The 25,375-nt window shown below is 36.1% G+C and carries 27 protein-coding genes; all 27 read right to left on the bottom strand.

The window, feature by feature from the left end; genetic code table 11:
• Window positions 1-68 precede the first annotated feature (68 nt).
• Window positions 69-1,328, bottom strand: coding sequence for an RIP metalloprotease RseP (rseP, locus tag J2Z82_RS10145; protein WP_209480686.1), 1,260 nt, complete (start codon window positions 1,326-1,328; stop codon window positions 69-71).
• 96 nt (window positions 1,329-1,424) lie between these two features.
• Window positions 1,425-2,195, bottom strand: a complete 771-nt coding sequence (locus tag J2Z82_RS10140) for a phosphatidate cytidylyltransferase (protein WP_209480685.1) — start codon at window positions 2,193-2,195, stop codon at window positions 1,425-1,427.
• A 15-nt stretch (window positions 2,196-2,210) separates the two neighbouring features.
• A complete protein-coding gene (locus J2Z82_RS10135) occupies window positions 2,211-2,975 on the bottom strand; it encodes an undecaprenyl pyrophosphate synthase (RefSeq protein ID WP_209480684.1) in 765 nt (254 codons plus the stop codon).
• A 369-nt stretch (window positions 2,976-3,344) separates the two neighbouring features.
• Window positions 3,345-3,902, bottom strand: a complete 558-nt coding sequence (gene frr, locus J2Z82_RS10130) for a ribosome recycling factor (protein WP_209480683.1) — start codon at window positions 3,900-3,902, stop codon at window positions 3,345-3,347.
• A 2-nt stretch (window positions 3,903-3,904) separates the two neighbouring features.
• The gene (pyrH, locus tag J2Z82_RS10125; RefSeq protein ID WP_209480682.1) at window positions 3,905-4,627 is read right to left on the bottom strand and encodes a UMP kinase; all 723 of its coding nucleotides are present in this window, start codon (window positions 4,625-4,627) and stop codon (window positions 3,905-3,907) included.
• A gap of 278 nt (window positions 4,628-4,905) precedes the next feature.
• Window positions 4,906-5,790, bottom strand: a complete 885-nt coding sequence (gene tsf, locus J2Z82_RS10120) for a translation elongation factor Ts (RefSeq protein WP_209480681.1) — start codon at window positions 5,788-5,790, stop codon at window positions 4,906-4,908.
• Window positions 5,791-6,053: 263 nt separating this feature from the next.
• Entirely contained in the window at window positions 6,054-6,821 is a 768-nt protein-coding gene (rpsB, locus tag J2Z82_RS10115; protein WP_209480680.1) for a 30S ribosomal protein S2, read from the bottom strand.
• Window positions 6,822-7,403: 582 nt separating this feature from the next.
• Window positions 7,404-7,823, bottom strand: a complete 420-nt coding sequence (locus J2Z82_RS10110; protein WP_209480679.1) for a DUF6115 domain-containing protein — start codon at window positions 7,821-7,823, stop codon at window positions 7,404-7,406.
• A gap of 9 nt (window positions 7,824-7,832) precedes the next feature.
• Window positions 7,833-8,150, bottom strand: a complete 318-nt coding sequence (locus tag J2Z82_RS10105) for a hypothetical protein (RefSeq protein WP_342453621.1) — start codon at window positions 8,148-8,150, stop codon at window positions 7,833-7,835.
• A 13-nt stretch (window positions 8,151-8,163) separates the two neighbouring features.
• Entirely contained in the window at window positions 8,164-9,540 is a 1,377-nt protein-coding gene (locus tag J2Z82_RS10100; protein ID WP_209480677.1) for a FapA family protein, read from the bottom strand.
• Window positions 9,541-9,786: 246 nt separating this feature from the next.
• On the bottom strand, window positions 9,787-10,566 hold the full coding sequence (locus tag J2Z82_RS10095) for a FliA/WhiG family RNA polymerase sigma factor (RefSeq protein WP_209480676.1): 780 nt from the start codon (window positions 10,564-10,566) through the stop codon (window positions 9,787-9,789).
• 51 nt (window positions 10,567-10,617) lie between these two features.
• On the bottom strand, window positions 10,618-11,115 hold the full coding sequence (locus J2Z82_RS10090; protein ID WP_209480675.1) for a chemotaxis protein CheD: 498 nt from the start codon (window positions 11,113-11,115) through the stop codon (window positions 10,618-10,620).
• Window positions 11,108-11,746: a chemotaxis protein CheC gene (locus J2Z82_RS10085; protein ID WP_209480674.1), complete on the bottom strand. Its 639-nt coding sequence runs from the start codon at window positions 11,744-11,746 to the stop codon at window positions 11,108-11,110. The genes J2Z82_RS10090 and J2Z82_RS10085 overlap by 8 nt, the downstream gene beginning before the upstream one ends.
• A gap of 4 nt (window positions 11,747-11,750) precedes the next feature.
• The gene (locus J2Z82_RS10080) at window positions 11,751-12,221 is read right to left on the bottom strand and encodes a chemotaxis protein CheW (protein WP_209480673.1); all 471 of its coding nucleotides are present in this window, start codon (window positions 12,219-12,221) and stop codon (window positions 11,751-11,753) included.
• Window positions 12,222-12,244: 23 nt separating this feature from the next.
• The gene (locus J2Z82_RS10075; protein ID WP_209480672.1) at window positions 12,245-14,272 is read right to left on the bottom strand and encodes a chemotaxis protein CheA; all 2,028 of its coding nucleotides are present in this window, start codon (window positions 14,270-14,272) and stop codon (window positions 12,245-12,247) included.
• A 1-nt stretch (window position 14,273) separates the two neighbouring features.
• Complete coding sequence (locus J2Z82_RS10070; protein WP_209480671.1) at window positions 14,274-15,332, bottom strand: protein-glutamate methylesterase/protein-glutamine glutaminase; 1,059 nt, start codon at window positions 15,330-15,332, stop codon at window positions 14,274-14,276.
• Window positions 15,333-15,337: 5 nt separating this feature from the next.
• A complete protein-coding gene (locus J2Z82_RS10065; RefSeq protein ID WP_209480746.1) occupies window positions 15,338-16,201 on the bottom strand; it encodes a MinD/ParA family protein in 864 nt (287 codons plus the stop codon).
• Window positions 16,194-17,309, bottom strand: a complete 1,116-nt coding sequence (gene flhF, locus J2Z82_RS10060; RefSeq protein WP_209480670.1) for a flagellar biosynthesis GTPase FlhF — start codon at window positions 17,307-17,309, stop codon at window positions 16,194-16,196. Before flhF ends, J2Z82_RS10065 begins: the two co-directional genes overlap by 8 nt.
• Window positions 17,306-19,339, bottom strand: coding sequence for a flagellar biosynthesis protein FlhA (gene flhA, locus J2Z82_RS10055; protein ID WP_209480669.1), 2,034 nt, complete (start codon window positions 19,337-19,339; stop codon window positions 17,306-17,308). Before flhA ends, flhF begins: the two co-directional genes overlap by 4 nt.
• A gap of 12 nt (window positions 19,340-19,351) precedes the next feature.
• A complete protein-coding gene (gene flhB / locus J2Z82_RS10050; RefSeq protein ID WP_209480668.1) occupies window positions 19,352-20,443 on the bottom strand; it encodes a flagellar biosynthesis protein FlhB in 1,092 nt (363 codons plus the stop codon).
• A 1-nt stretch (window position 20,444) separates the two neighbouring features.
• The gene (gene fliR, locus J2Z82_RS10045; RefSeq protein WP_209480667.1) at window positions 20,445-21,224 is read right to left on the bottom strand and encodes a flagellar biosynthetic protein FliR; all 780 of its coding nucleotides are present in this window, start codon (window positions 21,222-21,224) and stop codon (window positions 20,445-20,447) included.
• A gap of 3 nt (window positions 21,225-21,227) precedes the next feature.
• Complete coding sequence (fliQ, locus tag J2Z82_RS10040; protein ID WP_209480666.1) at window positions 21,228-21,497, bottom strand: flagellar biosynthesis protein FliQ; 270 nt, start codon at window positions 21,495-21,497, stop codon at window positions 21,228-21,230.
• A 15-nt stretch (window positions 21,498-21,512) separates the two neighbouring features.
• Window positions 21,513-22,178: a flagellar type III secretion system pore protein FliP gene (fliP, locus tag J2Z82_RS10035; RefSeq protein ID WP_209480665.1), complete on the bottom strand. Its 666-nt coding sequence runs from the start codon at window positions 22,176-22,178 to the stop codon at window positions 21,513-21,515.
• Complete coding sequence (locus tag J2Z82_RS10030) at window positions 22,171-22,815, bottom strand: flagellar biosynthetic protein FliO (RefSeq protein WP_209480664.1); 645 nt, start codon at window positions 22,813-22,815, stop codon at window positions 22,171-22,173. Before J2Z82_RS10030 ends, fliP begins: the two co-directional genes overlap by 8 nt.
• 16 nt (window positions 22,816-22,831) lie before the next feature.
• Window positions 22,832-23,194 carry a response regulator gene (locus tag J2Z82_RS10025; RefSeq protein ID WP_092492940.1) on the bottom strand — a complete coding sequence of 121 codons (363 nt, stop codon included), beginning with the start codon at window positions 23,192-23,194 and terminating at the stop codon, window positions 22,832-22,834.
• 28 nt (window positions 23,195-23,222) lie between these two features.
• Window positions 23,223-24,365, bottom strand: a complete 1,143-nt coding sequence (gene fliY, locus J2Z82_RS10020) for a flagellar motor switch phosphatase FliY (protein WP_209480745.1) — start codon at window positions 24,363-24,365, stop codon at window positions 23,223-23,225.
• Window positions 24,355-25,347, bottom strand: a complete 993-nt coding sequence (gene fliM, locus J2Z82_RS10015) for a flagellar motor switch protein FliM (protein WP_209480663.1) — start codon at window positions 25,345-25,347, stop codon at window positions 24,355-24,357. The genes fliY and fliM overlap by 11 nt, the downstream gene beginning before the upstream one ends.
• Window positions 25,348-25,375: the final 28 nt, after the last annotated feature.

The following is a 25,375-nucleotide window of genomic DNA, read 5'->3' as shown; positions in this document are numbered from 1 at the left end:
CTATAATGATGGAAAACCCTTGCCATTTGGACAAGGGTTTTCAACTGTTCTTAAGCATAAATCAAACTTTATAAAAATAACCGCTGGATATCATTCCATGTCACAACAATCATTAAGAGCATTAATAATGCAAATCCAATAAAATGAACAATACCTTCTTTTTGCGGATCTATTGGCTTGCCTCTAACCGCTTCAAGTGCAACAAATAGTAGCCTGCCACCATCGAGTGCCGGCAAGGGAACTAGGTTCACAATCCCTAAGTTTATACTTAAAATAGCAGTCCACATTAGGAAAGTCATAATTCCTGCCTTAACAAACTGATCTGTTGCATCATATATCCCTACAGGTCCGGATAATGTTTCAATCGGTAACTGACCGGTGACCAGCATCCCAAGGTTAGTTAAAATCAATTTAGTTGTATCATATGTCCGGGTAAATCCATATTTAACTGTTCCAGTAAGTGATTTTTCAAAAGCCCGCTGAACTCCTACTTGTCCAATTGTCATACCTTGAGTCTCAAGCTTTTTAGGTGTAACTGAGATTGGTTCAGTTTCACCATTACGCTGCACAGTCATACTGAGTTCATTTTCAGGATTGTTCTGAACGATTTCCGTAAATTCATCCCAAGTTGAGACTGAATTACCTTCAATCTGAACAATTTCGTCTCCTTCTTGAAGACCAGCTTCTTCTGCTGGGCTGTCCGGTTGTATCCCAGAAACTAATGCTCTATCGACAGGGACACCCTGAATTAGTCCAACAATAAAGAAAATGACTATAGCCAACATAAAATTCATCATTGGACCGGCAAATAATTGCATGGCCCGCTTACCTACACTCTTGGAAGCAAATTGTCGGTCATATGGAGCAATTTGCGTTTCCTTTTCATCCATAACATAAAATGCTTTACGATCTACTTCAAAGCTTAACTTTTGATCTTCTTCATCAATCTCATAGCCTTCAATAAGCAATTTATGATCTAAATCAGCATGTTCCACCTCAATAACACGTGCATGAGGATGCTTCGATTTGTTATTAACGATAATCTTGCTGACTTTTCCACTTTCATTAAATTCTAACCCTATATGCTGGCCAGGCTTAAGCTCAACAATCTCTGGATCTTCGCCAGCCACTCGAACATATCCACCAATAGGTAATAAGCGAATTGTATAAACTGTTTCATTCTTTGTAAACGCAAAAACCTTTGGACCAAAGCCAATGGCAAATTCTCGAGCAAGCATTCCGGCTCTTTTTGCAAATATTAAATGGCCAAACTCATGAATAAACACGAGCAGACCGAACATAAAAATAAACGCGATTACTGTGTTCAAAAGAAGCACCTTCCTTTATCTGATTAGGAATAACTTTGACTTCTTGTTATTTAAAAATTTCACTCTCAACTTGACGTTTTGTTAAGTTATTCATTTTTATATAAAATGAATAAAGTGTAGTATTGGTAAAACAAACAATAAACTATCTAGCCTATCCAATATCCCTCCGTGTCCTGGGAGTAAGTTACCAGAATCCTTCACATCATAATGACGCTTAAACGCAGATTCAACCAAATCTCCAATTTGTCCAAAAATGGATACTATAATTGTTACACCGATAACCAGAAGCAATGAGTCAGAAAATGGTTCAATAAGGTAGAAAATTATTGCTACAACAATGGCAAGAGCAATGCCACCTACAGCTCCTTCAATCGTTTTGTTAGGGCTTATTTTGGGCCAAAGCTTTCTCTTGCCAATAGCTTTGCCTGTAAAATATGCTCCAGTATCTGTCGACCAAATAACAAGTAACACATAAAATAAGTAAATTAATCCATCTTGCCGCGTTTCAATCAGGTAAAAGAATCCCATCCCAATATAAATAGTTGATAAAAGAATAAAACCAGCCTCGTCAAAGGTAAATTTATTCTTAACTAGTACAGTATATGACAGAAGTAATAAAACAAACAACATAATTACTTCAGACTTTGTAACCCATAAAATAGGAATAGAACCTAAGACAAGCCACAATAAAGCAATTGCTAAAATCGCTGGTAAAGAGTATTTACCAATTTCACGCATACGCATTAACTCTACTAATCCAATTGTCGCAAGTATATAGACAAATATTTCAAAGGGTATTCCTCCGATTAGAACAAATGGCAAAAATACTATAATTGCTAAGATGGCTGTTTGAATTCGTTGTTTCATATTTGTTTCAACACCTTAAATACCTCCATATCTTCTTTTTCGCTGTTGATAATCATGGAGGGCATTTTTAAATATTTCTTCCGAAAAATCTGGCCATAAAACGTCTGTAAACCAAAATTCTGAATAAGCTACCTGCCACAATAGAAAATTACTTAATCGTTGTTCACCACTTGTTCTAATTAATAAATCAGGGTCTGTCAAATCTTTCGTATATAGATACTCTGAGAAAGTGTTTTCGTCTAAATTGTCAATCGATAATTTTGAGCCATCGATATCTGTCATAACTTGTTTGATAGCACGCATGATTTCAAGTCTACTACCATAGTTTAAAGCAAAATTTAATAATAAGCCATCATTATTTTTTGTCTTTTCTTTCGCATATTGTATAGCTTCTTTCGTATGATCAGGAAGTGCTTCAAAATTACCAATTGTATTAATTCTCACTTTGTTTTCCATAAGCTCCGGTAAATATATATGTAAAAACTCTTTAGGTAATTTCATAAGAAAGTCAACTTCTGATTTGGGTCGTTTCCAGTTTTCAGTGGAGAAAGCATATAATGTTAGGATCTGTACATTTGAATTTCTTGCTGCTTTGACGATTTCTTTTACAACATTCATTCCTTCTTTATGTCCAGCTATCCGGGGTAATCCTCTTTTTTTGGCCCATCGTCCGTTTCCGTCCATTATGATAGCAACATGATTCGGTATATTATCAAGATCGTGCTCTTCACTTAAATCTTTTTGTTGTTTATTTTTAAAAAAAGGAAGCTTCATTGACATAATTTGTCCTCCGATATGGTTGATTATCCTTATACAACCCTCTTAAATATAATCAATATGAAGGATTAGAAAACTCATCCTGTCGATTCTAACGATATTAGCTGTATTAAATCATTTCATACTATTAGGATGAATTACCATTATAGCATTATAATGATTAAATTTTCATAAGAATTTTATTAAAATATAAGAAAAACCTGCCTTATACCTATGTTTAGAAAGGATAGTTTTTCTTATATTTTAAGAAAAAACCATTTATAACATTTATATAATCAATAATTTAGCTTTACTATTTTAATACGCTTGAACTGGAAATAAAAGCCCTCTTAAACAAGAGGGCTAAAGCTTCTTATTTGACTCACCATATATTTAAACCTCAAGAATTTCCTTTTCCTTGCCTTTTGCTAGCTGGTCAATCTTATCAATATGATTATTAGTTTCTTTTTGCACATCATCTTGCGCACTTTTAAGCTCATCTTCAGTTAAATCATTATTCTTCTCAGCTTTTTTTAGTTGATCATTCGATTCACGACGAATATTCCTTACCTGTACACGTCCCTCTTCGGCATATTTTCCTACGACTTTAACTAAATCCTTACGACGTTCTTCTGTTAGAGATGGTATGTTAATACGGATAACATTCCCATCATTTGAAGGTGACAACCCTAGATCAGATTTTTGTATGGCCTTCTCCACATCACCAATCGATGACTTATCAAATGGTGTGATGACCAGTAACCTAGCTTCTGGTGCAGATATAGTTGCTAATTGATTAAGTGGTGTTGTTGCACCATAATAATTAACATATACGCTGTCCAAAAGCGATGGGTTGGCACGACCAGCACGTACTGTTGCCAGGCTTTTTGAGAATGCCTGAACTGCTTGCTCCATTTTACTGCGAGTCTCCTTCAATATAGCATCTGACATCTTTATTTCCCCCTTATTGTTGTTCCAATTGGTTCACCTTGTACCACTCGTTTAATATTACCTTCTTCGGTAATAGAGAATACAATTAGTGGAATATCATTATCCATACATAATGATGATGCAGTTGAGTCCATTACACCGAGACCTTCATTTAGCATTTCCAAATATGATATCTCCGTATACTTTTCAGCTTTTTTATTAACTTTTGGATCGTCAGAATATACCCCATCAACATTATTTTTTGCCATTAAAATAACTTCTGCTTCGATTTCTGCAGCCCGTAACGCTGCTGTAGTGTCAGTGGAGAAGAATGGGTTTCCAGTACCTGCTGCAAAAATGACAACACGTTTCTTTTCGAGATGGCGAATTGCTTTTCTTCTTATATACGGTTCAGCTACTTGTCGCATTTCAATAGATGTTTGGACGCGAGTCTGAATCCCATTATTTTCTAGGCTATCCTGAAGTGCTAGCGAATTCATAATTGTTGCCAACATCCCCATATAATCAGCTGTCGCACGATCCATTCCCATCTCACTGCCAACTTTACCACGCCATATATTTCCTCCACCAACTACAATTGCTACCTCTACACCTAATTCTGCTACTTCTTTCACTTGTGCGGCAACAGATTGAATTACCTGTGGTTCTATTCCATAGCCTTCTTTTCCGCTTAAAGCCTCTCCACTTAATTTTAACACAATTCTACGGTACCGAGCTGTTGTCATAATTACCTCCATAGAAATATTATATTGTTTATATTAATGTTTGTTAAGTACTGGTCAAGTATTGTACTTATTAGTACTAGTTAGAAAACTGGGCTTATCGCCAGAAGTCGAACATCATTTATTCCTTATCATAAGGACGTACAGGTAATCCACTAGTCACTGGACTGGAGCTAGATGTTGCTTATGCAGCAACTAAAGTACAAAACACAAAAGATTTATACTTTCTTTACTCCAGAAATAGGGAACAACAGTTACGTGTTCCCCATTTTTAGAATTTATTATTTTTTCATTTGGCTCTTTACTTCTTCAGCGAAGTTTTCTTCACGTTTTTCCATACCTTCGCCTACTTCATAGCGAACAAACGTTTTTACCTCAGCACCTTTATCAGCTACATAATTCTTTACTTTTTGGTCTGGATCTTTGACGAAGTTTTGTTCCAAAAGACAAATTTCTTCAAAGAATTTACCAAGACGACCCTCAACCATTTTTTCAACGATCTTTTCTGGCTTGCCTTCATTTAAAGCCTGTGTTTTTAGTACCTCGCGCTCACGGCTCACTTCATCTTCAGACACTGCATCGCGTGATACATAACGCGGGCTAACAGCTGCTGCATGCATTGCTATATCTTTCGCAACTTCATCATCAGTTGTTCCTTCAAGTAAAGAAAGTACACCAATACTGCCTCCCATATGAAGATAAGCACCAAACGCGTCATTATCAGTTTTGTTCAAAAGTGTAAAGCGACGAAGTGAAATCTTTTCTCCAATTTTAGCAATAATAGAGTTGATGTATGATTCAACTTTGTCACCTTCACCATGAAGATTTTGCTGTAAAGCTTCTTCAACTGTTTCGGGATTTTGCTTCACAATATGTTTTCCTAGTTCAGATAGCAATTGTTTAAATTGATCGTTTTTAGTTACAAAGTCTGTTTCACAGTTAACTTCTAAAAGTACAGCAGAGTTATTGTCAATCTCAATATGTGTTAATCCTTCCGCAGCAACGCGATCTGCCTTTTTCGCTGCTTTTGCAACACCTTTTTCACGTAAGAAGTCTATTGCTTTATCGATATCTCCATCTGTTTCCTGAAGTGCTTTCTTACAGTCCATCATTCCAGCACCAGTTCTTTCCCGAAGTTCTTTAACCATTTTAGCGGTAATGTCCATTGTAAATCCTCCTTGTAATGTGAAACTATATTTTATTGTAAAACCTATGTGTCAAATTTATCAGAAGTCCAAGCATTATTTGCACCTATGCAGCAGAAAAGTAGTTATCCTTTCATAGCTGTTAGAAAACTTGGCTTATCGCCAAGCCTTAATATAGATAAGCCTTAGTTGCACTTATGCAGTAAGAAAGTATTTATACTTTCTTATCTGCCAAAAAAGGGTGATAAAAGGCTTATCCCCTTATCACCCGACCTTTTACAAAACTACTCTTTATCAGTTTCAGCGTTGTCTACAGCTACAGCTTCTTCAGCTTGTGCTTTTGCTTGCGCTTCTACTTCTTCAGTTTCTTCGCCTTGCTTCACTTCTAGAATAGCGTCTGCTATTTTAGATGTTAACAGCTTGACTGCACGAATTGCATCATCGTTTGCTGGGATAACATAGTCAATTTCATCTGGGTCACAATTTGTGTCAACCATTCCGATAATCGGAATATTCAATTTATGTGCTTCAGCAATCGCAATGCGTTCTTTACGCGGATCGATTACAAACATAGCGTCTGGAAGTTTTTTCATTTCTTTAATTCCACCGAGAAATTTAACTAAGCGATCTTTTTCTTTCAATAAGTCTACTACTTCTTTTTTCGGAAGTACTTCAAAGGTACCGTCCTCTTCCATACGCTCAATGTCTTTAAGACGGTTGATACGTTTACGGATTGTTTGGAAATTAGTTAATGTTCCACCTAACCAGCGTTGGTTAATATAGAACATGCCAGAACGAGTTGCTTCATCACGAACTGAATCCTGTGCTTGTTTTTTTGTACCTACGAAAAGAACTGTACCGCCATTTGATGCGATTTCTTTAACATATTTGTACGCTTCATCTACCTTCTTAACTGTTTTTTGAAGGTCAATGATATAAATACCGTTACGTTCTGTGAAGATATATTTCTTCATCTTTGGATTCCAACGGCGTGTCTGGTGACCGAAATGTACACCAGCCTCCAACAATTGTTTCATCGAAATTACTGACATAAAAAATTCCTCCTATTGGTTTTATTCCTCCGCTTAGGTCATTTTTGCATAAAGACCATTAGATGGCACCATTTACCCAAATCACTAAACGTGTGTTGTTTAACTTGCTCACTTTCGATCGGTGAACATAGTATTTACACCAAAAATAAATATACCATATCAGATACTCGCAATCAAGTTTTATTAGTAGTTTTCTCATAATCAATAATGATTTTTGGCTCTGTGTAAATTCTGTTGTCTTTTCTGGTAGTTGATGTAATATGCGAAGTAACATGGAATAATAGCTGAGTGCTACGCCATCGCTTTGGAAATACACTTCACGCACCTCAGGGCAACGCTTCAGCTGCCTCGGAAGCCAAAACCGCTTCTTGCGGGATTTTCAGCAGTTGTTATGAAAGCGAAGTATTCTGCCGGAACAAATCTAAGCACTCCACCATTTTTATAAATAAAGTGAAGGTTAAAAAATTATTTCACTATGTAGCAGCTTACAGATTTTATGCCACAACGAAGTTTTAGAATGGAGATATTCTACCTGTCCATAAGTCAGATAGCCAGGGCCAGGGTAATTCTTTTGCTTTTGGTTTACTTACCATGCAATTTTATTATTAGCTCTGCTTCAGTTTTTCCACAGTTCAAACGTCGCGCGATATTTTCTGCTTTTAATCCCTGGTCATGAAGCTGCAGTATTTTAGCCTGCAAAGAAGTTTCGGAATCATCAACCACTTTAGCAGATTCAGGAATATATTCAGATACTATTTCTTTTTTCTGTTCTACTTCAAATCCTTCCGTCGATGAAGCAGGGGGCTCATAATTAGGCTTCCCAATTTCTTCCTCTAAAAAACGGTTTTCTTCTTTTATTTCCTCTAAATATGTTTCCAATAGTTCCATTATATCTTGTGAGCTATCCTTTTTTAATAGCTGAAGCTGCTTGAACAGTTGGAAAATTGCTACTAAAGCAACCAAGTGTAACAAAAAACTTATTATAAGTAACATTGATGTCATCGTATCCCTCTATCCACTAAAATCAATTTTTTTACCCAAGTAAGGATGTTCTGCAAATTCATCATTTGGATCATACTCAGATCCAGTTTTTTGTTCTTCTGAATTAAAAGCACCGTGCTCCTCTTCGTCCTTGATTTTAACGTCATTAATGCTTTCAAATTCTTGTACCCGCTTACGTTTCTGTTCAATTTCTTTTAATTGACTTTGCGCAAGCGACTCTTGAAAATGCTGGTTTTGTTTCAGCATTTGCTCTTGAAGTTTTCCTGCATCTTGTGTCCTTGGAAGCGCCACCTGCATTTCTATTGATTTCCAGCTCAACAGAATCACTTCCCTTAATTTTCTACTTTATATTGTGCATAACAATTTCATTATTGTCTAACTTCATTTTTATATATTGATGATTTCTATCAATTTTACATTTATATCTCCCAAAAGTAATAATTACATTTGGATTAACTTGACCTCTTATAATCAAGAGGGATTCATGTTCACTGCCTATCTCTGCGGTCAATTGTTCTAATGTCACTTCTGTTTTCTGAAGCTGGTCAGCAGCTTTTTGGTAAGAGTTTTTAATACGCAGCAATGTTAATTTCGATTTGGCAGTATCCGTTTCTTCCTGCTGATCAAATAATTTCTTCTCAATTGTATTTAATTTCGATAGTGTTGCCTGTAACTCCTTTTTTTGGGCCAATAATTTTTTCTCACGATCAGCTACCGCTTTATTAACTCCAAATATAATCTCTGTTTTGGTACCCAATCGATTCCCGATATCTTTTGCTTCTACTAACTTTCCAGCAGAGATAGAACCACCAATAATATTGCCTCTTTGACAAAAGACCTGTTGTTTTGCAGTAATGTTGCTATGTAAAATTGAATTTTCTGCATAAATGTTCTTTCCAACATACACTGTTCCTTGATTAATGTAACCAATTGTTAAATTTTCTCCTGCGTTAATAAATCCTTTATTTAATCCTGAAAGTCCTTCTGATATATATACAGAACCTTCTGCGATGATTGAAGCAGCCTCTACCATACCAAAAATTCTAATATCACCTTTTGCTTTTACTGTATACCCTGAGGGTACATTCCCTTTAATTACAATTGAACCAACAAAATCCAGATTTCCTTGTTTCATGGATAAGTCTTCGCTAACTTCAAACACGTTATATACTTGTAAAAATCGTTCTGTTACATGAACTTGTCCTTCTGTTGTTGCGTAAAATGAAAGATCTTCTTCGTGGAATATAACATTTTTACCTGGCTTTATTCGAGATGGCTTGCCAGGGTGAGCTTGTATCAACTTCCCGTATACATCATAGCCATTTACTCCTGCAGTGGGCAAAGTTAAAGTAGCAAGCCGCTCTCCTTCCTTAACAGATGGAATACGCATTACATCACGAAAGTTCAAGCTTGAGGTTACGCTGGTGTTATTGTCATCAAAATCAAATTCACAATGAATTTCTCCATCCAAACCATCTTCAGGAAAGATGCCTGTCGCTATCGTTAAAGGGAAAATAGCTGAATTATTTTCTGACAGTAAAGTATCAAGTGCATGTTCATCGATACCATATGTTATTTTATTATCTTGTAAAAACTGTATAACAGCTTTTTTATCCAATTCTAATGCGCTTTCATCATTACCCCCTGTGTAATCGATATAAGCGTTCATGCGATCATTAGATGTGGTTACAGTAAAGAAATCTTGTATTTGATCCATGGTGATTCCCCTCTTTATTTTCTCTCTTAAGTCAACTGCATAATGATAATTCAGTAAAAATGCTCCACCCGTGTTGGATCGTACGATATACTTGTTTTCCGTGAATGTCCCGTTTATTCCCACTGCTGGAGAGAGAGGGGGGGCAGTTCTAAACTTCTTGAGCGTTTCCTAATACAACCACAAACATTTTTCACATTTTTAAACACTGGACCTACAAGGTTTGATAATTCTGAGACACTCTCTTATTTAATGGTTAGATTGCATTTTATTAATTGTATTTTTTAGCTTGAAAATTGCTTTTCTGTGAATTTGCGATATACGTGAAGTCGTTAATTCCAGAACTTGCCCTATCTCTGTCAAAGTGAGCTCCTGATGATAAAATAAACTAACAACCATCTGTTCGTTTTCATTTAACAGTTTAATACTTTCTATTAGTTCCTGCTTTATTTCCGTTTGAAGCATATGATCATCTGGTGAAATGGAAGATTCATCGGGGATGGTATAACCAATACCCTCTTTATGTTCTACTGAATTATCTTTAGGTTTTTCTTCAATTGACAATATGTTTGCAAAAAGGGAGTCTCGTACCAGTTCTTCCACTTCGTGTACAGGTATTTCTAGCTTAGCAGCAATCTCATCAGCAGTTGGAGTACGGTGATAACTTTGCTCCAACTCTTGGGACACTTTTTCTATTTTTTTAGTCTTTTCCCTAATGGACCTTGGCAGCCAATCTTCCTTTCTAAGCCCATCTATAATAGCACCACGTATACGAAATGATGCGTATGTATCAAACTTAAGGTTACGATTGTGTTCGAATTTATTCAACGCATCAAATAAGCCCATCAATCCAAAACTTTTCAAGTCCTCTTTGTTAACATTACTTGGCAGGTGACTCGAAACTCTTTCGACATGAAAGGTTACTAGATACATATAATTTTCAATTAGTTCGTTTGCGGCTTCATTATCCTTGTTTTCTAGCCAGTTTTTCCAAAGTCTTTGCTCTAGAGGAGATTTATTAGTTGTCATTTGATTGCTCCTCCCTTTTATTTATAGTAAATGAGGACTTCTATTTTTACTCTATATGACCAATTCAACCTTATTAACTGTACGTATTTTCAAGTTGCCTGTGGCAGGGTCAAAATCGATTGTTCTGCCACTGTTACCACCAACATCCATAGCTGCCACTGGTATTTCGTATTGTCTTAGCTTCTCTTGGATAGCCTGTACATTTCTTGGACCAATCCGCATTAAATCATTAGGTGATTCAAAGTGAAACATTTGTGCACCACCGGCTAACTTAGCTTGTAAGGCATATTTTCTTGCGCCATTTGTGCATAATTCTTTAATTAAATAGTCTATTGCAGTATTTGCATATTTAAATTCATTCATATTTGACTGTTTGGCAAGGTTAGAGTCTGGCAGCATTACGTGTGCTAATCCTGCAATTTTACGGGACAAGTCATATAAAACTACACCTACACATGACCCAAGGCCTGATGTGCGTATTAGATGTGGTGCTTTTACAATGTTCAAATCAGCAATTCTAACCTTTACCACTGTTTGTGTATCATCCATTATTTTCAATTCCCAATACATTAAATATTTTTGGAAACGCTTCTGGATCTGGCAGAAAAAAGAAATTACCATGTATTCCATCAGCAGATTCACTATCATTGATTTTGGTATCAATAATTATGGCATAATCAGTAACTTGTGATACTTCAATTAAGCCAACTGTCAATACAGCTCCAGCCATATCAATACTTAAATATGGAACGGATGGTTGCATCTGAAGGCTTGTAAAATCAGATAGGGCAGTTATGTAGGAGCCAGTTAGTATATTGCCTGTTTCTTTTAATGCAGAAAGTACCAATTCATTTGGTTCTTCATCACTTAATAATTTAAAGTCATCTTCCTTGGTAATACTTCTTACCAAGGATTCAGCTTCTTCAATACTTAGAATAAAGTAGACTTTTCCTGAAGCCTCACCCGAAATGTGTATCATAATTCCAACGATGGGCGTTTCTGGACCGCCTATCATCTCCATCACTTCGTCAAATGCCACTACATTCACAGAAGGAACCTGCATATCAATTTTTTTATTAATCAATTTGGACATTGATGTCGCTGCATTTCCAGCACCAATATTTCCTATTTCCCGCAGCACATCCATTTGTACTGTTGAAAGACGACTTATATCTTCCATTCGGTTAACCTTCCACTGATTTTAACTCGTTTATTTCTTCTTTGGTTAAAACCTTTTGTAAATTGAGTAGTATTAGTAAACGATTATCAAGTTTTGCAACACCGTCAATATAATCAACATCTACTGACCCTATTACTTCTGGCGCTGGTTCAATCGTATCTTCTGGAATATCAATTACATCGTTCGCAGCATCAACAATCAGACCTACCTCCATTTCATCAAGGTAAACAATAATAATCCGACTGGATTCTGTGAACTCAGTTTCCTTTAACCCAAAGCGTACTCTAAGATCGATTATCGGTGTAACGACCCCACGTAAATTAATAACTCCTTTAACGAAGTCAGCTGTTTGTGGTACTCTAGTTATCGGTTGAATTCTCTCAATTGAACCCACTTGCTGTACTGATACTGCATATTCTTCATCATTTAATTGAAATATAATTACCTTACGATCAACAATTGTCTCATTGTTCATTTTAATTCCTCCAATTTCAGTTTTTATTTAATTAGAGCATTACTGTCAATGATTAAGGCGACTTCTCCGTCTCCCAGAATAGTTGCTCCAGATATAGCAAAAGTGTTGGATAAATAATCTCCCAATGATTTTAATACGACTTCCTGCTGACCAATCAGCGAGTCGACAACAAGTCCAGCCATTTTATCCCCTTTACGAACAATGACAACCGATAAATATTCTTGATCTTCTCTATTTGTTTGTGGAACAGTAAAAATCTTGTTCAAATAAGCTAGCGGAACGACTTTGCCTCGAAAATCTATTACGCTTTTATTATGAGCATTCATAATCCGGTCTTTATGAATGATGGAAGTCTCAATTATCGATGATAATGGAACTGCATACTTTTCATTTTGTAACTCTACTAATAACACAGACATTATTGATAAAGTTAACGGTAATTGAATCGAGAATTTTGAGCCTTCATCGATTGTTGCGTCTATTGTTATACTTCCGCCTAATGACTCTATTGTATTCTTTACAACATCCAACCCTACCCCACGTCCTGATAAATCGGAAATAGTGTCTGCGGTTGAGAATCCACTTTCCATAATTAGTTCATAAATTTGTTGATCTGATAGTGTTTCAGCATAAGCACTGCTTATTACTTCGTTAGTAATCGCCTTTTCAAGTACTTTTCGTTTATTTATCCCGCCACCATCATCTGATATTTCTATGAAAACATGATTTCCGCTATGGTATGCCTCTAAGGTAATTGTCCCTTTCTCGGGCTTTCCTTTTGCTTTTCGTTCCTGAGGTAATTCAATCCCGTGATCCATTGCATTTCTTATCAGATGGACTAATGGGTCACCAATCTCATCAATAACTGTTCGGTCTAATTCTGTTTCAGCACCAATGATGTCAATTTCCACAATTTTATTTAAATCACGTGCAATCTGCCTTATCATACGCGGAAATCGATTAAATACCTGATCAATTGGTACCATTCGCATTGTTAGAATGATATTTTGCAGGTCTCCGGACACTCGTGTCATACGCTCGACAGTTTCCTGCAAATCGTCGTTATCAAGCTCCATTGAAATTTGTTCTAAACGTCCGCGGTCAATAACCAATTCCTCAAATAAGTTCATTAAAACATCCAGGCGATCAATATTTACTCGAATTGTTTTACTGAGAGTGCTCTTACCAGTACTTTTATCTTCAGTTTTATTTTTTTCTGGTATCTCCGTTTCCTCTTGGACTTCCATCGCAGACTCTTTATCCTTCTGCTCCTGTGTATATGTATCTACTGAAAAATAATTTATGATTACCTTATCTACTTCTGACACTTTCATAATTTTCGATTTTATTTCTTCTTCTTTTAATTGAGATACTAGAAGCACTGTAAAAGTGTTTTCAAAGTTCTCTTCTTCCAGCTCATTAACAGATGGTTCGGATTTAATAACCTCTCCAAGCTTTTCAAATACCTCGAATACCATAAAAACACGAGCGCCTTTTAGTAAACAATCTTCGCTTAAGTGCACTGATATTTCATAATTGGAAAACCCACGTTCTGACGATTCTTTTAAAATAGAAATCTCAAACTGGTCTAATGATTTAACAGTTTCCAGTGTATTAAAGGCTTGACCTGATTCGTTCTTTTTGCTTTCTTTTACATTAACTTTTTCCTTTTCACCTTTTTCAATTTTATCCAGATATGTAACAATATGGCTTACATCTCGTTTTCCGTCTCCACCGTTTCCGATATCTTCAACGATAGCGTTTAACTGATCTACGGCGTCAAAGAGAATATCAATCATGTCAGATTGGACAGCTATTTTATCGTATCTGATACCATCAAAAATGTTTTCCAACTTATGTGTTAAGTTAGCTACATTAGTATAACCCATTGTTGCAGACATACCTTTCAATGTATGCGCAGCCCGAAATATTTCGTCTATGATTGTTTTGTCTTCCGGATTTTTCTCCAATTCAAGTAACTGTTTATATAACTCTTCCAAGTGTTCCGTGCTTTCATCAATAAACACATCTAAATATTGTGTTGTATCCATTTTACGTCCCCCTTGATCTATTTACTAACTTCGTAATGGTATCCCCCACTTGATGTAAATGAACAATATGATTGACGTGGTTTGTTCTCACAGCTGCTTTAGGCATTCCATATACAACAGATGATTCTTCCGCTTCGGCAATAATAATTGATTCCGGATCAGATTCTTTCAAATCATTTATTCCGTGTGATCCATCATTGCCCATTCCAGTTAATACAGCAGAAATTTTGTTGACCTTTTCAACTTTTGCCAATGATTCAAAAAGAACATCAACTGCAGGTCTATGTCCATTTCTGGGATTTTCCTGAGTCAACTCAACAGCATGCGCAGTTCCAACAGTTTTCAATTTCATATGATAATTTCCTGGTGCAATGTATGCTGTGCCTTCATTTATAAATTCTCCATGGGATGCTTCTTTAATATGAATATCAGCTATTTTATCTAATCGCTCAGCAAGTGACTTGGTAAACCCTGGAGGCATATGCTGTACAATCAAAAGGGATGCCGGAATGTTACTTGGCAAATCGGTTAAAACCCGTTGCAATGCTTTCGGTCCACCTGTAGATGCTCCTATAGTCACAATTGATTTGGAGTATCTTCGTAGAACGGCAGTATCTGTTACACTGCCATTTTCCTTTAAGGGGCTTTTTTTAACTAATTTCGCTTGTGAAGCAACAATAACCTTTGTTATTATCATTTCCTTGATTTGAGCTATGTCTATAGAATTTACTCCTGTAGGCTTTGTTATAAATTCTACTGCCCCTTCAGATATTGCTTGGACTGTCTTGGATGTACCTTCTTTTGTCGCACTTGATAGCATAATTACTGGAGTAGGTATCAGTTTCATAATATGTTGTAATGCTGTAATTCCATCCATTACCGGCATTTCAACATCGAGCGTAACAACATCTGGCTTATGTTCCTGAATTTTTTGAAGTCCATCCCTGCCATTTCTTGCCGCAGCTACTACCTCGATTCGATAATCGCTGGATAGCATATCTGTGATTATTTTACGCATAAATGCTGAATCATCAATCACTACAATGCGTATAGGCGTCATGTGAATTACCTCTCCATCATAAACTGCTTAAGTCTTTTTACAAAGGAAGTAGATTTTTGTTGCTGATATTCAGTTCCATATGTTGTATAGTTGCTAGCAATTTCTCTAATAGCCTTTGACACAGCAGCCTTTTCATTTAATAAAACGTATGGTATTTGGCGGATTACTGCAGTGGATACGATTTTATCATCAGGGAGTATGCCAAGCTTATGAATTTCTACATCTAAAAATTGAGTGACAACTCGTTGAAATCTATCTAATGCCTGGTACCCACTTTTCAGAGATGCTGAGCGATTCATTATAACGGATATCGGCATATTCCTCTGCTTATTTAAAATGTGCTTTATCATGCCATACGCATCAGTAATGGATGTCGGTTCGGGCGTGGTGACGACAATACATTCATCAGATGCAATAATTAATGATAAACTATCATTTGTTGCTCCTGCCCCCATATCAAATATGATATAATCATACATTTTAACTAATTCATCGTATTGCTGGTAAAAGTAATCTCTTTTCTCCTGATCCATCATAAAAAGATCTGTTAGCCCCGACCCTGCTGCAACATATGCCAAATCACGTGGTCCTGTTTTTATAATATCATGAACGGATAAATGATCAGTAAACATATCAACGATTGTTTTCTCCGAATGTAAACCTAGTAATATATCAATATTACCCATTCCAACATCCAAATCTAGAAGAAGAACTTTCTTATCCTGATTCAGTAGCTCTAATGAAAAGTTTAACGCGACATTTGATTTTCCCACGCCACCCTTTCCGCTTACTACTGCTATAGTTCTTGCCTGTCTTGGGTTTTTGGAAATTTCCAGTTGACGTCTAAGGCTTGCAGCTTGATCATGCATCACTATATTCACCCACTATATAACTACTAATAAGACTCGGGGATGGTTCAATAATATCGTCCGGTACATCCTGCCCATTTGTCATAAATACCACCCCTACGTTTTTCTTTAACGCAATGTTCAACATGCTGCCATATTGTCTTGTCTCATCAACCTTAGTAAAAATAACTTCACTTATCGATAAATGGCTGAATTGATCGTGTATTTCTGTTATATCCTTTGGCTTTGCTGTCATGGATAATACTAAATACGTTTCAATAGAAGCATTAAATTGAATACTATTCTGCAGTTCTTTTACGTACTTTTCATCCCGAAAATTTCGTCCAGCAGTATCAACAAGAATTAAATCATAGGATTTAAATTTTTCAACAGCATCCTTGTAATCTTTAATATTATAAGCGACTTCAATTGGTATATCTAGTATTTTTGAATATGTTTTTAATTGCTCTATAGCTGCAATTCGATATGTATCAGCAGTAATTAGTGCAACTTTTTTGTTATCATTTAGCATACTAGCCGCTGCTACTTTTGCAATTGTGGTTGTTTTTCCAACCCCTGTTGGACCAACAAATTGAATAATCTTCTTTTGATATGTCAGTCCATTAAATGGTAATTCACTTAACCTGTTTTCTATCTCTGCCTTTGTATCATCCAAAATACTATCTTGTGTTGGAGTATATTCCGGTATATTGTCATGTCTGTTAAGAATGGTATCTATTATGCTTTCTGCCAAATCCTTATCAATTTCTTGATTTATCAAATGGTAAAAGATAATTTGATACTCATCCGGATAATCGTTATTTTTATTTGATGACTGCACTTCAATAATTTTCTTTAAGTGTCGTATTTCATTTAAAATAGTACCATCTTCAACATTCGCTGGTTTATTGACACTGCTCGTATCCTTTATCATTTCCTGCTTTTTTGGTGGTTGAGGCTGTGGATCAAGTGCCGCAATTACTTCAATATTTCTCTTCTTAAAAAACCCTAAAAAGCCACCGTGAAAAATCTCCTTTGAATTTAAAATGACAGCTTCAGGTCCAAGTTCTTTGCGTATTCGATTCATGGCCTCTGGCATTGTTGATGCTACATACTTTTTCACCTTCATGCTACATTCACCACTCCAACACTTTGTATTTGAACACTTGGTTCTAATTCGTTATACGATAGCACAACCACTTGTGGAAGGAATCGATCTAATAACTGTTTTAGATACATCCTGATTGCAGGAGAGCATAGGACAACAGCAGTTTCTTCTTGCAATGTCAGCTTTTCTACTTCATCATGAAGTGTTTTCACAATGATTTGCTGTGACTCGGGGTCTAACGTTATATAATTACCGTGCTCAGTCTGCTGAATACTTTCTGCAATCATTTTCTCTACTTTCCCTGAAACAGTAATCACTTTTAACGACATATCATCAGTTACATATTGTTTGGTTATCTGTGATGATAATGCTTGCCGTACATATTCGGTTAAAAGTTCTGTGTCATTTGTCATCTTGGCAAAATCAGCCAACGTTTCGAAAATAATCGGTAGGTTCCGAACCGAAATATTTTCCTTGAGCAGCTTGGCTAGAACTTTTTGAACATCGCCAACTGCTAATGGCTCTGGAGTAACCTCCTCTACCAGGATTGGATAGTTTTCTTTCAGGTGATCGATTAACTGCTTTGTTTCCTGACGTCCCAATAACGCATGTGCATTTTGTTTAATAATTTCCGTGATATGAGTCGAAACAACTGATGGAGGATCAACCACCGTGTATCCGGATAACTCTGCATCATCCTTATTCTCTTCACTTATCCACTTTGCCGGTAAACCAAATGCCGGCTCTTTTGTCTCGATACCATCTATCTCCTCATCATCTATGTCTGGAGTCATTGCTAGATAATGATCAAGCAATAACTCTCCGAATGCTACTTCATTTCCCTTTATTTTCAACCGATACTCATTCGGATTTAACTGAATATTATCCCGAATTCGCACTACGGGAACTACAATACCTAATTCAATCGCAAGCTGTCTTCGGATCATTACTACCCTATCAAGCAAATCTCCGCCTTGGCTTGCATCGACCAATGGAATAAGTGCATAGCCAAATTCAAATTCAATCGGGTCCATGTTTAATAAGTTCACGACACTTTCAGGTGATTTCATTGATGAAGATTCTGTCTGCTCTTCCTCTTCGATATCAGGCTCTTCTTGTTCATCAGACTGCTTCAGAAGTACATATCCTCCCAAAGCTAATAATCCGGCCAACGTTGTAGTTAGAAAGAAATTAATCGGTGTAAATCCAAGCAGGAATAAAGTTCCTGCTGCGATAAACAACAGTTTCGGGTATTGCAGAAGCTGTTCGGTCACATCGCTTCCCAAATTTCCGGTTGATGTTGTTCTAGTAACTACAATCCCAGTAGCAGTTGCGATCAATAATGCAGGTATCTGACTTACTAATCCATCGCCAACAGTAAGGCGCATATATGTATTCATTGCTTCTGTAAAGGTGAAGTCCATTTGAACCATACCAATAACAAGTCCAAAGATAATATTAATTAACACAATAATAATCCCTGCTATGGCATCACCTTTCACGAATTTACTTGCACCATCCATAGCACCATGGAAATCAGCTTCACTTTCTACTTTCTCACGTCGTTCTTTAGCTTGTTGCTCTGAAATCAATCCAGCATTCAAATCAGCATCAATACTCATCTGCTTACCAGGCATAGCATCTAATGTGAATCTTGCAGCAACTTCAGATACTCGCTCTGCACCTTTTGTAATAACTAAAAATTGAATAATAACTAGAATAACAAATACAACAAAGCCTACAAGCGGGTTATCGCCAATTACAAAAGATCCGAATGTAGCAATGACACCACCAGCTTCTGCCTCAGATAGTATTGATCTTGTGGTAGAAACATTCAATGCAAGTCGAAACAATGTCAATAACAATAAGAGAGAAGGAAATATTGAAAACTGCAGTGCTTCACGTGTATTCATCGAAACTAAAATAACGACAAGTGCTAAAGATATATTACATAAAATAAGTATACTTAATAGCCATCCCGGTAAAGGGACGACAAGCATAACTATTATTAAAATTACTCCTAAAAGTACGGATAAATCACGTGCTTTCATAGATGTCTCTCCTTATTGCCCAACTTTTTTCTCTAACCTGTAAACGTAAGCAAGCATTTCAGCTACAGCCTGATAAAATTCTTCTGGTATAATATCACCAATTTCAATCACATCATATAAAGTTCTTGCCAATGGCTTATTTTCAACTGTAACCACATTGTTTGCTTTGGCAATTTCCCTAATTTTGAACGCTATCTGATCGACCCCTTTTGCAACAACATATGGAGCAGAAGCTTTATCTTCATCATACTTAATCGCAATAGCAAAATGTGTAGGGTTCGTAATTACCACATCTGCTGAAGGAACCTCGCTCATCATCCGCCTCGTCGCCATTTGACGCTGTTTCTCTTTGATTTTTGCTTTGATTTGAGGGTCACCTTCAATATTCTTATGCTCATCTTTAACATCTTTTTTTGACATTTTTAAACTTTTTTCGAAGTCATATTTTTGATAGGTGTAATCTAAAACGGATAGGAATAGTAATGCGAACGCTGCTGAAACACCCATGATAATTGTAATTCTTCCAAAAAAACCAATAGCATTCTCAGCAGTTTTGAACGCAAGCATCATCATCTCATCTTTATACATCCAAATAATTAAAAACGTAATTATTCCAATGAAGGTGATTTTTAATAACGACTTTAGCAATTCAACTAAAGCTCTAGCCGAAAAAATCTTTTTTGCCCCTTGAATTGGATCAAGTTTCTTCAAATCAAGCTTTAAAGGTTCTGTCGTAAACAAAAATCCGATTTGTGTAAAGTTAGAAGCCAAACCTGCAAGAATTGCAACGACCATTATTGGGGCAAGCATTTTCCCAAGCTCTAATGAAGTTTCTGTTAATACCAAGCCAACTGAGGCTATCGTTACGTCCCAGTTCATATACTCTGTAAAGGTGTGTTGAAACATTGTTGTCATAATGTCTTTCATGAATCCGCCAAACACTACTAATATCACGAAACAAAAAAACAATAAAAATGCTGTGTTTATGTCCTGACTTTTGGCTACTTTCCCTTTTTTCCTTTCGTCCTGACGTTTCTTGGGTGTAGCTTTTTCTGTTTTTTCATCGGCGCCCGCAAAATATTGCAAGTCCAGTTTCAAGTGCACATTAAGCACCTCCGAATAATTGCATTAAACCTCGCATTGCATCAAACATCGTTTCAAAAAGGCTTTTCGCCAAAACAATGTAAAGACTAAGGAAAAATAAAATAACAACAAAACTCACGAAAATTTTTATTGGCAATCCAACTACAAACACATTTAATTGTGGTACTGCTCTAGCAATAATCCCCAGTGCAACATCCACTAAAAATAAACAGCCAACAATTGGAATTGCCATCTGGAATGCAATGACAAACATTTTATTAAAAGTAGTTATCACAAAATCAGCTATTGTACCATCCTCAAACGGAATAAAAGATTCGATAGGGATTAAATTATAGCTATAAAAGATTCCATCTATTAACAAATGATGACCATTTACCGATAATAAGAATAATAATGCAATGATATAAAGGTATTGACCTGTTAAGGGACTTTGAGCACCTGTTTGCGGATCAATTACGTTAGCTATTGCAAACCCCATTTGGAAATCTATGAAACCGCCAGCAATTTGGATTGCTGAAAGTATTATATAGGCTAGTAACCCTATTAAAAGACCAACAATTGCTTCCTTTACTAATAAAAACAAAAACATATCATCAATTGACACATTCGATGTATCAACGGTATAAAACATTACTAATGCCAGAAAAAACGAAAAACCAATCTTAAATGGCGTGGGTATAGTTCGATATGAAAACAACGGAACTGTCGAGAAAAACGCTAGTACTCTTACAAAAACTAGTAAAAAAACAGGAATACTAGAAAGATTAATAATATCTAACATACTTTACCCTACAAACTGATTGAGATTTTGATATAAATTTACTGTGAATTCGACCATCTTCGTAAGCATCCATGGTCCAAAAAATACAAGTCCTACTAATACAGCAACTATTTTTGGAATAAAGGCCAGTGTTTGTTCCTGTATTTGAGTTGTGGCCTGAAAAATACTGACAAGAAGTCCCACAGATAGTGCCAAGATAAGCAATGGACCGGATATAAGTAAAATAACATAGACACCTTTTTCAGCTAAGGTTAATACAAACTCACTCGTCAAATATAAACACCTGCCTTAAAAACCTTGTAATAATGACTGTGTAATCAAGTACCAGCCGTCTACTAATACAAATAACAGTATTTTAAATGGTAATGAGATCATTACTGGTGGTAACATCATCATCCCCATTGACATAAGAACACTTGCAACAGCCATATCAATTATTAAAAATGGAACAAAAATCATAAATCCCATCTGAAAGGCAGTTTTTAATTCACTTATCGCAAAAGCCGGTACCAACGTAGTTAATGGAATATCCTCTATATTATCGGGCCTATCAATTTCCGCATAATTCATAAATAATGCCAGGTCTTTTTGCCGTGTATGTTTCGACATAAATTCTTTCATTGGCATACTTGCCCGATCATATGCTTCATCCAATGTTATTTCTTCTTCAAATAGCGGCTGTAATGCCTCATCATAAACCTCATTAAAAGTTGGTGCCATTACGAAAAAGGTAAGAAACAACGCCAGCCCGATTAATACTTGGTTTGGTGGCATTTGTTGTGTAGCGAGTGATGTTCTAACAAATGACAGTACAATTATTATCCTTGTAAAACTTGTCATTAGAATTAATATACTTGGTGCTAATGATAAAACAGTTAGTAATAATAATAGTTTTACTGATGTTGATATAGATGAAGGATCGGATCCAGAAAACATTTCGACAAATTCATTCATGTTTATCTTCCTTCTGTTTCCGTTGATTGATTAATTTTGTTCTGCTTTGTTTTAATTTATTTAATTCACTCGAAAACATATTTTTAAAATCTTTCTTAGATTGATTTGCTTCGTCAGAACCTGATTTTTGTTGAAAAATAGACGTCAATATTGACTTTGTTTCAACTTCATTGGATGCATTATTATGTAATATTTCTTTCTTTGCTTCTTCTTCAGTAATTTCTTGTAGCATTTCCACATTTTCACCGACACCTATAACAAAGATTCTGGAACCAATTCGAACCAGCTGAATTGATTTATTAGGTCCAACTGAAATACCACCTAAATTCTCCAACGCTTTTACTTGTTGAAACAGTTTATTACGCTTGCTTAAAAACTTAAGTAATAAGTATATAAGTCCAAGTACCAACAGTAAGGCAAAAAACATCTTGACCAAGTTAAATAGTAATGACCCATTACTCATTTCACCAGACTCTTCATCACTATCGGTTTCAATAGGAGTTGTTTCAGCCTGTGTACAATCTGTATCTTCATCGAGGCAATTTTCTACACTGGGTTCCGCCTCGGTAATCACAGGATACGAAGCTGTGAAAATGAAAGCTATGATACAAATAAATAATCCTAATCTTTTTATCACTATACTCACTCGTTTCTTAATCTAGCGCCTTCTGGATTGCTTCCACAACTCGTTCTGCCTGGAACGGTTTAACGATGAAATCTTTAGCGCCAGCCTGAATAGCATCTATAACCATAGCCTGTTGTCCCATAGCTGAGCACATGATTATATTTGCATCACCATCTAGTTGTTTTAGTTCTTTTAAAGCAGCTAACCCGTCCATCTCTGGCATCGTAATATCGAGTGTAACGAGATCAGGTTTCAACTCCTTATATTTCTCAATTGCCTCTACGCCATCCTGTGCTTCGCCAACTACTTCAAATCCGTTTTTACTTAAGATATCTTTTATCATCATGCGCATGAAAGCTGCGTCATCTACTATTAAAATTTGTTTTGCCATTGTAGTAATCCCCCTTTTAGATATATTATTATTTTAGTTTCATCAAACGGTCTGTTCTGCTGCTAATATCCGTTACACGAACACCAAAGTTCTCATCAATAACTACTACTTCACCCTTAGCAATTAACTTTTCGTTCACTAAGATATCCACTGGTTCACCTGCAAGTTTGTCTAATTCAATTATAGATCCAGCTGATAGTTCCAAAATATCCTTAATGGTCCTTTTTGTACGACCAAGTTCTACCGTTACTTTCAATGGTATATCTAAAAGCATGTCCAGGTTACGCTGCTCACTTTTGTTCAACTCAACTTGTTCAAAGTTCGAGAATGTTGCTTGTTGAATAGAAGAATTATCTTGGTCAATTGAATCTCCCAAATATTGTGCACTCTCAGGCATTTCCTGATCTGAATTAGCCTTTTGTTCAGTTTTCACTTTTGGCTTTTCTGTCTCTGCTGTTACTGCTGCTTCTTCTTTCGCATCAGAAGAAGAGGCATTCAACAACTGATCAACCAATTGCTTGGCAAATTGAACAGGTATCAACTGCATTATATTAGAGTCTATCAGGTTACCAACTTGCAGCTGAAACGAAACTTTCACAAAATGTTCTTCGTCAGGGAAAGATTCTGCGCTTTCATCGCCTTTAGATTTTTCAAGATTAATAGTTGGCGGTGAAATATCAACACGTTTCCCAAATACCGTTGACATACTTGTTGCAGCAGTTCCCATCATTTGATTCATTGCTTCCTGAACAGCACTTAAATGTATTTCATTTAATTCATTATCTGGAGATGTTCCCTCACCACCTAGCATAATGTCTGAGATTACAGCAGCATCTTCTGACTTCATAACTAGTACATTTTGTCCATTGAATCCCTCTATATAATTCACCTGAATATTTACATGATCATAATCAAAGACGTTATTCAATTCAGTATTTTTAATAACAGTAACTTTTGGAGTCGTAATATCTACTTTTTGATTTAGTAAAGTAGATAATGTTGTTGCCGAGCTTCCAAAAGAGATATTACCTATTTCCCCTAGGGTATCTATTTCAATTGTTGATAATGAATTTAAAGTATCGCTTGAATTTTTATCCATCTCGTCTTCTTCTTCACCTACTTTTAGAAGTGCGTCTATTTCGTCTTGGGAAAGCATACCATCATTCATTATTGTTCCCCCCCTTAATTTCTCCGAGTACTTGGACTGACATCTTATTTTTAAATTTGCCAGGCTGTACATAGAACTTAGCTTCATCATTTACTGCTAATGTTAATGGATGATCTATTGGTTGATTTAGCCCTATTATGTCATCTGTATTTAAATTAAGTAGCTGCTGAATGCTAATATTGGCGTTACCCAATATTGTCTTTGCTTCAACATTAGCAAGTTGAATATTGTTAGATAATTTTTCATATGCTTCTGGGTCCCGCTTCTTAGTAGCTGTTTGCATCCAATAATGTACTGATAACTTTGGAATAATAGGTTCCAAAACTATATGTGGAATACAAATGTTAATCATGCCACTTGTTTCGCCTATTGTTGTATTTAATGAAACTACAACAACTGTTTCATTTGGTGATACCATTTGAAGGAATTGCGGATTCACTTCAAAATCCTCTAATACTGGATCAATTTCTATTAAGGATGACCAAGCCTCTTGTAAGTTTACCGTCGCTTTTTCAAAAAGCTGAGACATTAGCATCGTTTCAATTTCAGTTAGATTTTCTACTTTGTTAACACTATACCCTTTTCCTCCAAGGACCCTGTCAAGCATCCCATATGCTATATTCGGATTAACTTCCATTAAAATTCTGCCTTCAAGTGGTTCTAGACTATACATGTTTAATACGGTCATTTTCGGAACAGATCGAATAAATTCTTCATAAGGTATTTGGTCAACAGACGCAACAGAGATATTTACATATGTTCTTAATTGCGCAGAGAAGTAAGTCGTTAATAAACGGGCATAATTCTCATGAATCCTGGACAAACTGCGAATTTGATCTTTAGAAAACCGAAGCGCACGCTTAAAATCATAAACTCGAACCTTTTGCTCTTTTTCTTCTTTTTTTAATTCATCTGCATTCATTTCGCCCGACGATATTGCTGATAATAATGCATCAATCTCATTTTGCGAAAGTACTTCTTCCACTTGAAACCTCACCTCCAAACAGGAGAAT

It is taken from the genome of Virgibacillus litoralis (assembly GCF_017873675.1).
GTDB lineage: Bacteria > Bacillota > Bacilli > Bacillales > Amphibacillaceae > Lentibacillus > Lentibacillus litoralis.
The sequence above is the reverse complement of the archived record's forward strand: the minus strand, read 5'-3'. Positions and strand labels throughout refer to the sequence as shown.